Annotated in this window: 11 protein-coding genes; 9 read left to right on the top strand and 2 right to left on the bottom strand. The window is 65.4% G+C overall.

Annotated features, from left to right (window positions below; genetic code table 11):
- Window positions 1-14: 14 nt before the first annotated feature.
- Both glp and OK352_RS10545 read right to left on the bottom strand, forming a co-directional pair.
- Entirely contained in the window at window positions 15-1,256 is a 1,242-nt protein-coding gene (gene glp / locus OK352_RS10550; protein WP_265141432.1) for a molybdopterin molybdotransferase MoeA, read from the bottom strand.
- Entirely contained in the window at window positions 1,253-2,527 is a 1,275-nt protein-coding gene (locus OK352_RS10545) for a ThiF family adenylyltransferase (protein WP_265141431.1), read from the bottom strand. The genes glp and OK352_RS10545 overlap by 4 nt, the downstream gene beginning before the upstream one ends.
- 158 nt (window positions 2,528-2,685) lie before the next feature.
- Between OK352_RS10545 and OK352_RS10540 the strand changes: the two genes are divergently transcribed.
- From OK352_RS10540 to OK352_RS10500, 9 genes are all read left to right on the top strand, one after another.
- Window positions 2,686-3,087, top strand: coding sequence for a TOBE domain-containing protein (locus tag OK352_RS10540; protein WP_265141430.1), 402 nt, complete (start codon window positions 2,686-2,688; stop codon window positions 3,085-3,087).
- A gap of 78 nt (window positions 3,088-3,165) precedes the next feature.
- Window positions 3,166-3,951, top strand: a complete 786-nt coding sequence (gene modA, locus OK352_RS10535) for a molybdate ABC transporter substrate-binding protein (RefSeq protein WP_265141429.1) — start codon at window positions 3,166-3,168, stop codon at window positions 3,949-3,951.
- A complete protein-coding gene (locus tag OK352_RS10530) occupies window positions 3,948-4,736 on the top strand; it encodes an ABC transporter permease (protein WP_265141428.1) in 789 nt (262 codons plus the stop codon). Before modA ends, OK352_RS10530 begins: the two co-directional genes overlap by 4 nt.
- Entirely contained in the window at window positions 4,733-5,950 is a 1,218-nt protein-coding gene (locus OK352_RS10525; protein ID WP_265141427.1) for an ABC transporter ATP-binding protein, read from the top strand. The genes OK352_RS10530 and OK352_RS10525 overlap by 4 nt, the downstream gene beginning before the upstream one ends.
- A gap of 227 nt (window positions 5,951-6,177) precedes the next feature.
- Complete coding sequence (locus OK352_RS10520) at window positions 6,178-6,621, top strand: helix-turn-helix transcriptional regulator (RefSeq protein ID WP_265141426.1); 444 nt, start codon at window positions 6,178-6,180, stop codon at window positions 6,619-6,621.
- 10 nt (window positions 6,622-6,631) lie between these two features.
- Entirely contained in the window at window positions 6,632-7,051 is a 420-nt protein-coding gene (locus tag OK352_RS10515; RefSeq protein ID WP_265141425.1) for a VOC family protein, read from the top strand.
- A 96-nt stretch (window positions 7,052-7,147) separates the two neighbouring features.
- On the top strand, window positions 7,148-9,541 hold the full coding sequence (locus tag OK352_RS10510; RefSeq protein ID WP_265141424.1) for an excinuclease ABC subunit UvrA: 2,394 nt from the start codon (window positions 7,148-7,150) through the stop codon (window positions 9,539-9,541).
- Window positions 9,542-9,613: 72 nt separating this feature from the next.
- Complete coding sequence (gene pta / locus OK352_RS10505; protein WP_265141528.1) at window positions 9,614-11,716, top strand: phosphate acetyltransferase; 2,103 nt, start codon at window positions 9,614-9,616, stop codon at window positions 11,714-11,716.
- A complete protein-coding gene (locus tag OK352_RS10500; RefSeq protein WP_265141423.1) occupies window positions 11,713-12,909 on the top strand; it encodes an acetate/propionate family kinase in 1,197 nt (398 codons plus the stop codon). Before pta ends, OK352_RS10500 begins: the two co-directional genes overlap by 4 nt.
- Window positions 12,910-13,058: the final 149 nt, after the last annotated feature.

Here is a 13,058-nt window from a genome sequence, read left to right as displayed (position 1 = left end):
CGGAAACTCGGCGGTCACGACAGCACCATCACAGTCACAGCATCTCCTTCATCAACGCGGGCAACGTCGCCCGGCACGATTGCGAACCCCTCAGCATCAGCGAGAGAGCTCACCAGGTGCGACCCACTCCCGCCGCGCGACGCTGGCTGCACGATCTGGTCGTTGAAGATGACGGGAAGAATCTGTGTGCGACCGGGTGGCGTGCGCCAGGCGACTGCGGCCGTCCGCGTGACCTGGGGCCTGTCGATTTCGGGGTGGCCCGCCATCGCTCGCAGGGCCGGGCGCACGAACATCTCAAATGATGCGGCAACGCTCACGGGGTTGCCGGGAAGGCAGAACATCAGTGTGTCGTCGACGCAGCCGAACCCCTGCGGTTTGCCTGGCTGCATCGCAACGCGGTCGAACCGCACGGTTCCGACGCCGTTCAGAACGGCCTTCACGACGTCGAACGCCCCGACGCTGGCTCCGCCCGTCAGTACGATGGCGTCGCTGACGGCACGTACCTCGTCGACGGCTGATTGCAGCGCCGCGTTGTCGTCGGGCACCGTCGTCACGAGCGTCACGTCAACGTCGGAGCCCCGTAGGGCGGCGCGCAGCAGAACGGAGTTCGACTCGGGGATCTGCCCGCGTTCGGGCGTTGCGGCGGGGTCAACGAGTTCGGTGCCCGTCGAGATCACGGCGACCCGCGGGCGGCGGTGCACCCGCACAGTGGCATGCCCAGCAGCGGCGATGGACGACAGCTGCCACGCCCCGAGTTCGACACCCGCGGCGACGGCGATCGAGCCAGCTTCAGCATCGCTTCCAGCGGGGCGAATGTGTGCTGAGGGTGCGGGCTCGGTGGTGATGGTGATGACCTCGGGCGGGGCCAGGTCGATCGCGGTGCCGAGGTCGGTGTTCTCGAGCGGAACGATCGCGTCGGCAGCGCTCGGTACGGGGGCGCCGGTCATGATTCGCACGGCCTCGCCCTCACCCAATGCGGGGTCCTCGGGCGATCCCGCAGCGACGTCGGCGACGACGCGGAGTCGGGCTCCCGCGACAGCATCCGCGCGTCTGACGGCGTAGCCGTCCATGGCCGAATTGTCGAAGAGCGGTATGTGCCAGCGGTTCGCGACGTCTTCAGCAAGCACGAGGCCGAGCGCGTCGCGCAGCGGCACCGTTTCGACCGGGAGCACGCCGGCTGCGGCGAGAATGCGCCCCCGGTGGTCTTCGATGCTCGTCATGTCGTGGTTCGCGGGGCGCTGATCGTGGGTGCTCATACGCGGCTCCTCTCAGACCATGCGGCGTACCCGCCGTCTAGCAGTCGGATGTCGGTTTCCGGGTGGGCTGCCGTGAGCGCTCGTGCGGCGGCCCGAGCGCGGGGACCGGTCTGGCAGAACACGATCACCGAGTCGTCCAGGCGAATGGATGCTGCATCGCCGAGCACCTGCGCCAGGGGAACGGAGACGGCACCGGGGATGCTGCCACGGCTGAATTCCTCCGGCTCGCGCACGTCGAGCAGCATCGCGCCGTCGTGCGCTGCAAGGTCATCGATCGCGACGTGGGCGGGACGCCCCGCCTGCCGCGTGGAGCTCGACTGACTCGGAGCGGGAGCTGCCGTATCTCGGACTCCTTCGGGAGCTGCCCCGGGGGCCGCTGACGCAGCATCCGGAGTGGCATCCTGGCGGGCATTCGCGTGTGCCTGAGTTGCCTCCGGGGCGGCACCAGAGCGAGAATCCGCGTGTGCGGTTTCTGCGACCGGTGCTGCCGAACCGGTATCCGGAGTGACGGGGGCCAGGGGCACCTCGCGGGTGCGCTGGCTCAGGGCCTCGAGCACCAGCATCCGCCCAAGCAGGCTGTCGCCGATGCCGCAAATGAGCTTTACCGCTTCAGTCACGAGGATGCCGCCGAGCTGACCGCAGAGGGCACCGAGCACACCGGCTTCGGCACACGACGGCACCTCGCCGGGCGCTGGTGCGGTGGGGAAGACATCTCGCAGTGTCACCGCGGGGCCGGAGGGTGGGCGCGACCAGAACACCGTTGCCTGCGCGTCGAATCGCAGCACAGAACCCCAGACCAGCGGAATGCCGAGCGCCGCACACGCGTCGGCGACGGCATAGCGGGTGTCGAAGGTATCGCTGCCGTCGATGATCAGGTCGTATCCGGCGAAGATCTGCTCGGCATTGTCGGCGGTGAGATGCTCGCGGTGCTCGATCACCGTGGTGTGCGGTGACAGCGACCGGATGCGGTCAGCGGCAATGCCCGCCTTGGATGTGCCGACGTCGTCTGACGAGAAGATCACCTGGCGCTGCAGGTTGCTGGCGTCGACGACGTCATCGTCCACGATGCCGATCGTGCCGACGCCGGCAGACGCAAGGTACAACAGTACGGGGGAGCCGAGGCCTCCCGCACCGAGCACGCCGACGCGTGCAGCGTAGAGGCGACGCTGCCCGGGTTCGCCCAGTTCCGGAAGGCGCAGCTGCCGGGCGGCGCGATCGCGTTCGCCCGCGGGGAGCTCGTCAGCCGGGGTGACAAGGGGAGGAAGTTCCATGGGTCAACGCTAGCGCGAACACCCGGGGAAAGCCCGGGGCGGGGCCGTGATAATCAGCGGAACGTGACACGTTGAGGTTTCAATATGTGAAATCACAATTCCACAGACACCACGCAAAACCGTCGGTAATTCCGCATTTGCGGTGTTATCGTCCTTTTATGACCGCATTTCGTATCAGTGAGGCTGCACCGCTGCTCGGCGTGAGTGACGACACATTACGTCGCTGGATCGACTCGGGGCAGGTGGCGGCCACTCGGGACGACGCCGGGCGTCTCGTCGTCGAGGGCGCCGACCTCGCGGCACGGCTGAAAGGGTCTGCTCACGGCCCCGAAGACCCGGTGCATCGCGCGTCGAGCGCGCGCAACCGTTTTGTCGGCATCGTCACCGATGTCATCACCGACACTGTGATGGCGCAGGTTGAACTCCAGTGCGGGCCACAGCGCGTCGTCTCGCTGATGTCGAGCGAGGCAGTGCGCGATCTGGGCCTCGAGGTGGGTTCGCTCGCCACAGCTGTCGTAAAGTCCACGACGGTGATCGTCGAAACGCCCCGCGAGAACTAGCCGAGACCCGAGGCAACGAGCCCCGAGAGTGGGCATCGAAACCCGCAAACCCCACAATCTATCCGGAAAGAACTGACAATGACACGTCAACACCGACTCGCCGCCACGGTCGCAGGAGCCGCGGCAACGGCGCTCCTGCTCGCCGGCTGCGCGAACACCGCGACGCCGACCGAAGACGACCGGACGACAGCACCGCCACTGGTCATCTTCGCAGCCGCGTCGCTGCAGGAGTCGTTCGACGAGCTCGCGCAGGACTTCACGGCGGAGCATCCGGAATATCCCGTCGATCCGATCGTCTACGACGGCTCGCAGGCCCTTGCCACGCAGATTGTCGACGGTGCCAGCGTTGATGTCATCGCCTTCGCGAACGAACCGAGTTTCGAGCCCGTCGCTGACGCGGATGCTGCCGAAGCCAGCACGATCTTCGCGACGAACACGTTGCAGATCGCCGTCGCGCCCGGCAATCCGAAGGGCATCGACGACCTTGCCGACCTCGCGAGCGATGATTTATCTGTGGTGCTGTGTGCCCCCGAGGTGCCGTGCGGAACGGCCTCGCACACGCTGCTCGACGACGCGGGCGTTGAGGTCACGCCCGTCAGTGAAGAGACGAACGTGACGAGCGTCGTGACCCGGGTGAAGAACGGTGAAGCGGATGCTGGCCTGGTCTACGCGACGGATGTCGCCGCCGCGGGCGAAGCGCTCGAAGGCATCACGCCTGCTAATGCGGATGCGGCCGTCAACCGGTACCCGATCGCCGTATCGACGAACGCGCCATCACCCGATGCGGCGCAGGCATTTGTTGACTATGTGCTGTCGGATGCCGGGCAGAAGATCCTCGCGCGTTACGGGTTTGGGCAGCCGTGACGCTCCCGCGCGGGCTCTACATTCCGGCACTCGTCGCGCTGGCGCTGTTGGTGCTGCCGATCGTCGGTCTGATCTCGCGCGTGCGGTGGGAAACCCTCGGAAGCGACCTGTTCTCGGCCGAGGCGCTCACCGCCCTCTGGCTGTCGGTGTCGACGGGGGCGGTGGCCACCGTGATCTGCCTCGTCATCGGGGTGCCGCTCGCGGTGATCATCGCCCGTTCCAGCATCCGGACCGCCAGTGTCCTGCGCACGATTGTGCTGATTCCGCTCGTGCTTCCTCCGCTCGTCGGCGGTCTCGCCCTCATCTCGCTTCTGGGCCGCTCGGGGCTCGTCGGCCAGCCGCTCTACGAGGCGACGGGCTTCAGTCTTCCCTACACCACGGCGGCTGTCGTCGTCGCGCAGACGTTCGTATCGATGCCGTTTCTCGTCATCACCCTTGAGGGCGCGATTCGCACATCGGGTGTGAGCCACGAGCAGATCGCCGCGACGCTCGGGGCTGGACGCTGGCGGGTGCTGACGCGAGTGACGCTTCCGCTGATACTGCCGGGCCTGGTTGCGGGCACCGTCTTGTGCTTCGCGCGGGCGATCGGGGAGTTCGGTGCAACAGCACTGTTTGCGGGCAATTCTGAAGGAGTGACGCGGACGATGCCGTTGGCGATCTACACCGCGTTCAACGGGGTGGGGGTCTCGCAGGATTCTGCCGTTGCTCTCTCGCTTCTGCTGCTGGTCTGCGCGGTGGTCATCGTGGGCGGCATGCGCTCGTGGCGAGAGGATGCTGTGCGATGAACGCGCGCGCTCGAGGCCTTGATGCCCACGTCGTCGTGCACCGCGCCGACGTCACCGTCGACGTTGAGCTGAGCGTCGCCGCGGGTGGTCGCCTCGCCGTGCTCGGACACAACGGTGCGGGGAAGTCGACGCTGCTGCACGCGATCGCGGGATTGCTGCCGCTCGAGGGCGGTGCCGTGCGTCTGAACGACGTCGTGCTTGAGCATGCGGGAGCGCACCGTGTGCTGCCGCACCACCGGCGCATCGGGCTGCTGGATCAGAAGGCGCGCCTCTTTCCGCACCTCAGCGTCGTGCGCAACATTGCATTCGGACCCCGTTCGCAGGGCAGAACCCGTGGCGAGTCGATGAGTCTCGCGCAGGAGTGGCTCGAGCGCATCGGGCTCGCGCATCGGGCATCGGCGCGCCCGCACGAGCTCTCGGGCGGGCAGCAGCAGCGGGTGGCGATTGCGCGCGCCTTCGCGGCCGAGCCAGAAGTGCTTCTGCTCGACGAACCGCTCGCCTCACTCGATGCCGAGAGCGCACCGGGGGTGCGGCGGATGCTGGTTGACGAACTCGCGCGGACCGGTACCACCAGCATCCTCGTCACTCACGATCTTGCGGACGCGTGGCAGCTGGCCGACGACTGCATCGTTCTGTCGGATGGCGCCGTTGTCGACAGCGGTGCTCCCGATCAGCTGGCGACGGCCCCGCAGCATCCGTTTACCGCGGCGCTCGCCGGATTCGCCGTGGTGCGTGGGGTCTGGCACGAAGGCACGGCGCACGTGAACGATCAGCAGGCTTTCACCGGCAGTCAGGTGTCCGTATCGTCCGGTGAGGCTGTGGCCACTGGCCGAGCTGGACGTCCCGGCGATTCTGTTCCCGTCGGTCTGCTCAGTGTTGGCCACCAGAATCTCGTGGGTACCCCCGATGCGCGGCTTGCCGATGGTGACGCCGCGATCGCCGTCATTGCGCCGGCGAATGTGATGGTGTCAGCAGTGACGGGCGAGTGGCGGGCGACGCTGACTGAGGTGTCGTCGCGCGGTGGCCGGGTGCGGCTCGATGATGCGTCAGGGCTCGCCGCGGAGCTGTCGATTGAAGACGCTCGGTCGCTAACCGGCGGGCGCCTGCCGGCATCCGGTGACACCGTCTGGTTCACGCCCGCCCCGGAGCACCTGCGCGTTCTTCCTGTCCGAGAAACCTCCCCGATGGTGCCCGTGAGGGTCATCACAGACTGAGCACGCCGTCAAGCGTGTGCGCGAACGGGAACCGGTACCCATACCCGCGGCGAGACGTGCGCGGGCGATTCGGCTGGGGAATATCCTCTTGTCTTGAGCGGGACACCGCTCCCGGCGTGATGATTGCGCTTCTGCTTACGTCGCTGGGGTTCACCGCGGTGCCATAGTGACCAGCATCCGGAGTTTCCTCTCGACAGGGGGTCGCCAGTCATGCAACGATTTAGCATGTGACCAGCGCCTCCGACGATGCCGCGCAACGAGCACGGGACCTCGCCCTGCTCAGGCGCGTGCGCGACCGAATTGATCGTGAGTTCGCCCAACCTCTTGATGTGGAGGCTCTCGCCCGCGGCATCCATGTGTCGAGTGGTCACCTCAGCAGACAGTTCACGCTGGCATATGGAGAATCGCCATACTCGTACCTCATGACCAGGCGCGTCGAGCGCGCGATGGCTCTGCTGCGTCGCGGCGATGTCAGCGTTACCGACGCGTGCTTCGCCGTGGGCTTCTCATCTCTCGGCACCTTCAGCACGCGGTTCACCGAACTCGTCGGAATGTCACCGCGTGAATTCAGGAAGCGCGCGGAACGCCGCGAGGGGGTTCCCGCCTGCATCGTCAAACAAGTGTCGAGACCGATCAGAAATCAAGAAGTTCCGGGAGGGCGGCCACTCTAGGCTGACGACCATGACAATCACAATCGACACCACAGTCCTGCCGCACACCGACCCGGATCTCTCGCTCGCGTTCTATCGCGACGTGCTCGGATTCGAGGTGCGCAATGACGTCGGAAACGGCCAAATGCGTTGGATCTCGGTGGGCCCGGCGGGGCAGCCCGACGTGACTCTGCTTCTTGCTCCGCCCGCGATCGACCCCGGCATCACCGATGATGAGCGACGCACCATTACGGAGATGATGGCGAAGGGGACGTACGGATGGCTCCTGCTGGCCTCCGATGACCTCGACGGACTCTTCAACCGCGTGCAGGCAACGGAGACCGAAGTTGTGCAGGAGCCCACAGATCAGCCGTACGGGGAACGCGACTGTGCGTTTCGTGACCCGGCCGGGAACCTCATTCGCATCAAGCAGGCACGAACCGCCAGCTGACAGCATCCGGCATCGCATCACGCACCCCGGGGCGACGGACGCGATTTGCCGCAATCCATACACTGACCACATTCCACGCACATGAGGACGAGCACGATGAGCGCAACCCCACCAGAGTTTGACACGACAGCATCTGATGCCCGCGCGGCCGACAGCCACGATCTGATCCGCGTCGTCGGTGCACGCGAGAACAACCTCAAAGAGATTTCGGTTGAGATTCCGAAGCGGCGCCTCACGGTCTTCACCGGCGTTTCGGGGTCGGGCAAGTCGTCTCTCGTGTTCTCGACGATCGCTGCCGAGTCGCAGCGCATGATCAACGAGACGTACAGCGCGTTCGTGCAGGGCTTCATGCCAAACCTCGCCCGCCCCGACGTTGACGTGCTCGAAGGACTCACGACAGCGATCATCGTCGACCAGGAACGCATCGGCTCCGACCCGCGCTCCACAGTCGGAACGGCGACGGACACTGGCACCATGCTGCGCATCCTCTTCAGCAGGCTCGGGCAGCCGCACATCGGCTCGCCGCAGGCGTTCTCGTTCAACGTCGCCTCGATCAGCGGTGCCGGCGCTGTGTCGTTCGAACGCGGCGGAAAGACGGTCAAGGAGCGCCGCGACTTCACCGTGGTCGGCGGGATGTGCCCGCGATGCGAGGGGCGCGGCGAGGTCAGCGACTTCGACCTCACTGCCCTGTTCGACGACACGAAATCGCTCAACGAGGGTGCCCTGCTCGTGCCCGGCTACACAGCAGACAGCTGGTACGGGCGCATCTACCGCGGCAGCGGCTACTTCAACAACGACAAGCCGATCAAGGACTTCTCGACGAAGCAGCTGGACGATCTGCTGTATAAGCCGGCGACGCGCATCAAGGCCGAAGGAGTCAACGTCTGGTACGAGGGGCTCATCCCCAAGATCCAGAACTCCATGCTCTCGAAAGACCGCGAGGCGATGCAGCCGCACATCCGCCGGTTCGTTGACAGAGCCATCACCTTCGACACCTGCCCGGAGTGCGACGGCACGCGCCTGAGCGACACGGCGCGCTCGTCGACAATCAACGGCGTCAGCATCGCCGAGGTCAACGCCATGCAGATCAGCGACCTGGCCGAGTGGATCCGCGGCATTGACGACGACTCGGTCGCCCCGCTCGTGACCTCTCTCACCGAGACCCTTGATGCGTTCGTGACGATCGGGCTCGGCTACCTGTCACTGTCGCGTCCCGCGGGAACCCTGTCGGGCGGCGAGGCCCAGCGCACCAAGATGATTCGTCACCTGGGGTCGAGCCTCACGGACATCACCTACGTGTTCGACGAACCCTCCATCGGGCTGCATCCGCACGACGTCACACGCATGAACACCCTGCTGCTGCAGCTGCGTGACAAGGGGAACACCGTGCTGGTCGTCGAGCACAAGCCAGAGCTCATCGGCATCGCCGACCATGCTGTCGATCTCGGCCCGCGCGCGGGAACCGACGGTGGGCAGATCATGTTCGAGGGCACCGTTGAGGGGCTGCGCGCCAGCGATACCGTGACGGGCCGACACCTCGATGACCGTGCTCAGCTCAAGGACGCGGTCAGAGAATCAGCGGATGCTCTCGAGATTCGCGGTGCCAACACCAACAACCTGCAGAACGTCAACGTCGATATCCCGCTCGGTGTGCTGTGCGTCATGACGGGCGTCGCTGGTTCGGGGAAGAGCTCGCTCGTCACCGGGTCACTGGCGAAGCACGACGACGTCGTTCTCGTCGACCAGCAGCCCATCAAAGGGTCGCGTCGCAGCAACCCCGCCACGTACTCGGGGCTGCTCGAGCCGATTCGCAAGGCGTTCGCCAAAGCGAACGGCGTCAAGCCGGGACTGTTCTCGGCGAACTCCGAGGGCGCATGCCCGATGTGCAATGGCGCGGGCGTCGTCTTCACCGACCTCGGTGTCATGGCAACCGTCGAATCCCCGTGCGAGTTGTGTGAGGGCAAGCGGTTCCAGGCCGAGGTGCTCGAGTACCGATTCGGTGGTGCGAACATCAGCGAGGTCCTCGAGATGTCCGTGGCCCGGGCCGCTGCGTTCTTCGGTGACGGTGATGCCAAGCTTCCCGCCGCCCACAAGATTCTGACCCGCATGGTCGATGTCGGGCTCGGCTACCTGACGATCGGGCAGCCGCTCACGACGCTCTCGGGCGGTGAACGGCAGCGGCTGAAGCTCGCGATCCAGCTCGGCGACAAGGGAAGCATCCTGGTCCTCGACGAGCCGACGACCGGGCTGCACCTAGCCGACGTGGAGAACATGCTTGCGCTGCTCGACCGTCTCGTTGATTCTGGCAAGTCGGTCATTGTGATCGAGCACCACCAGGCGGTGATGGCGCACGCCGACTGGATCATCGACCTCGGCCCGGGAGCCGGGCACGACGGCGGTCGCATTGTGTTCGAGGGCACGCCCGCAGAGCTGGTGGCGCAGAAGTCCACACTGACGGGCGAGCACCTGGCCGCGTATGTGGGTGCCTGAGCATCCGCCGACTTCTACACCCTGTAGAAGCGTGTAGGTTTAAGAGAGACCGCGCGTTGGTAAGGGGTGATGGTGTCTCATTCGATCTACATCACATCAGCCGAGGGATACTCGGGAAAATCGACAGTAGCTCTCGGGGCACTTGACACCCTGACGCACCAGTTGCAGCGCGTCGGAGTGTTTCGCCCGATCGCGCGCTCCACCGACCAGCGCGACTATGTGCTCGATCTTCTGCTCGGTCACGACGGCGTCGATCTCAGCTACGACGAGGCCATCGGGGTCACCTACGACGACGTGCACGCCGACCCGGATGCTGCGCTGTCGAACATTGTGCACCGGTACAAGGCGGTCGAGGCGAAGTGCGACGCGGTGGTCATCGTGGGGAGCGACTTCACCGATGTGGGCAGCCCCACTGAGCTCGGATACAACGCCCGAATCGCCGCCAACCTCGGAGCTCCCGTTCTGCTCGTGCTCGGTGGGCGTGAGGGTCAGGGGCACGGCGAACGCTTGGGGCTGGCCGAGGCGCGCACCGCGAGCGAGATGCGTCAGATCGCCGACATCGCGCTCGTCGAGCTGCACGACGCCCATGCCAGCCTGCTCGCGATCGTGGCGAACAGGGCAGATCCGGATGCTCTCGATGAGATCACCCGCGCAATCGGAGAGGTCACGGGCGGCGCCCCCGTCTGGGCGATTCCCGAGGAACCGTATCTGGTCGCCCCCACGATCGGGCTCATCAAGGATGCTGTCGCCGGCACGCTCATCAAGGGTGAAGAAGCACTGCTGACGCGCGAAGCGCTCGGCGTGGTCATTGCCGGGATGAGCATGGAGAACGTGCTGCCGCGGCTCACCGAGGGTGCCGTTGTCGTGGTGGCTGGCGATCGCACAGAAACGCTGCTCGCCGTGCTGCTCTCACAGCAGTCCGCCGCATTCCCCTCCATCTCCGGTGTCGTTCTCAACGGCGGCTTCGAGCTGCCCGACTCTATCAACAAGCTCATCGAGGGCCTCACGGTCAAGCTTCCGATCATCGCGACCGAGTGGGGAACGTATGACACGGTCATGCGCATCACCCACACGCGCGGCCGGCTCGCGGCCGAGTCGCAGCGCAAGTTCGATTCGGCGCTGTCGCTGTTCGAGAAGCACATCGACAAAGAGACGCTCGTCAGCCTGCTCGACGTGGCGCGAACAGACGTCGTCACCCCGCTCATGTTCGAGTACGGGCTGCTCGACGAGGCCCGGCGCAAACGGCGGCACATCGTGCTACCCGAGGGCGACGATGACCGGGTGCTGCGCGCCGCGCACACACTCCTCGCGCGCGGCGTCGCGCAGCTGACGATCCTCGGCGAAAAGTTCGAGGTCATGTCCCGTGCGATCGAACTCGGCCTCGACATCTCGGCGGCCGAGGTGCTCTCACCGCACGACCCCGTGCTCAGCATGAAGTTTGCGCACGAGTACCACCGGCTGCGTGAGCACAAGGGCGTCACCCTCGAACGGGCCCGCGAGGTCGTCACCGATGTCTCGTATTTCGGCACGATGATGGTGCACATGGGCCTCGCCGACGGCATGGTGTCCGGTGCCGCGCACACGACGGCGCACACGATCCGACCCGGGTTTGAGATCATCAAGACGACCCCGGGAACGTCCGTGGTGTCGAGCGTCTTCCTCATGGCCCTCGAAGACCGTGTGCTCGTCTACGGCGACTGCGCGGTGATTCCCGATCCCACGGCCGACCAGCTGTGCGACATCGCGATCTCATCGACCGCGACGGCCGAGCGGTTCGGCATCGACCCGCGGGTGGCCATGCTGTCGTATTCGACGGGGGAGTCGGGCACCGGTGCCGACGTCGACAAGGTGCGGCAGGCAACGGCTCTCGTTCGTGAGCGTATGCCTGGCATCCTCGTCGAAGGGCCCATTCAATACGACGCGGCGGCCGATGCCGCGGTGGCCGCCACCAAGCTTCCGCAGTCCGATGTCGCCGGTCGTGCGACGGTGTTCATCTTCCCCGACCTGAATACGGGGAACAACACGTACAAGGCCGTGCAGCGCTCGGCGGGGGCGGTCGCGATCGGGCCCGTCCTGCAGGGTCTCAACAAGCCGATCAACGATCTGTCTCGAGGTGCCCTTGTGCAAGACATCGTCAATACCGTTGCGATCACGGCGATTCAGGCAGCATCATGACTGCGGTGCTGGTGATCAACTCCGGTTCGTCATCGTTCAAGTACCAGCTGATCGAGATGGTTGGTGAGACCACTCTCGCGCGGGGGCTTGTCGAGCGCATCGGAAGCGAGGACGCCCACGTCACGCACGAAGTGATCGAGAACGGGAGCACCGAGAAGTTCGAGCAGACCCGCAGCATCCCGAATCACACCGAGGGGTTCGCTGTCATGCTCGGGGCGTTCACCGCGCACGGACCGAGTCTCGACGAGCATCCGCCCGTCGCTGTGGGGCATCGTGTCGTGCACGGGGGAGCCCGGTTCTTCGAGCCGACGGTCGTGACCGACCTCGTGAAGATCAACATTCAGGATCTCTCGGAGCTCGCCCCACTGCATAACCCTGCGAATGTCGACGGCATCACGGCGGCGCAAGAGTCCTTCCCCGATGTGCCGCACGTCGTGGTCTTCGACACGGCATTCCACCAGACGCTGCCGCCCGCTGCGTACACGTATGCGCTCGACGCTGAGACGGCAAAGCGGTATCGCGTGCGCAAGTACGGGTTTCACGGCACCAGCCACAAGTTCGTCTCTGAAGAGGCGGCGCGTTTTCTCGGTCGCGAGAACTCCGACCTCAACCAGATCGTTCTGCACCTCGGCAATGGCGCGTCGATGACGGCGGTGCGCGGTGGCGAATCGGTCGAGACATCAATGGGCCTGACACCGCTCGAGGGCCTCGTCATGGGCACGCGCACCGGGGATATTGACCCAGCGGTCGCCTTCCACCTGCACCGCCGCGCCGATATAGGCGTGGCCGAGCTCGACGACCTGTTCAACAAACGCAGCGGAATCTATGGTCTCTCGGGGCTGAAAGACATGCGCGATCTCACCGTGAAGGCGAACGCGGGTGATGCGACGGCGCGTGCGGCACTCGACGTCTACGTGCACAGGCTCAAGCAGTACCTCGGCGGTTACTTCTTTCAGCTCGGCCGGGTCGACACGATTATCTTCACGGCGGGTATTGGTGAGAACAGTGTCGATGTGCGTGCGGAGACGCTTGCGGGGCTCGAGAACTTCGGGGTAAACGTGGATGCTGCCCGCAATGAGCAGCGCTCAGACAGCATCCGGGTGATCTCTACCGATGACTCACCGGTCACTGTGCTTGTCGTCCCGACGAACGAAGAGCTCGAGATCGCGAGGCAGACGCTCTCGGCGGTGTAATACACCACGAGGAGGAAATGGTGCTCAGCTGCTGAGGCGGCCCACTTTCGGCACGTTTCGAGAGACGTAGCAGCGAATGGTAACGCCGCGTTCGCTGGCTCAGGGCCTAGGCCGGAGTGTGAAATCGGGTTGTGTCGTCCTTGTCAGAT

The sequence above is a fragment of the Microbacterium sp. MPKO10 genome (genome assembly GCF_026107415.2).
Classification (GTDB): Bacteria; Actinomycetota; Actinomycetes; order Actinomycetales; family Microbacteriaceae; genus Paramicrobacterium.
Note: the sequence above shows the minus strand (reverse complement) of the source record. Positions and strands in the feature narration are given on the sequence as shown.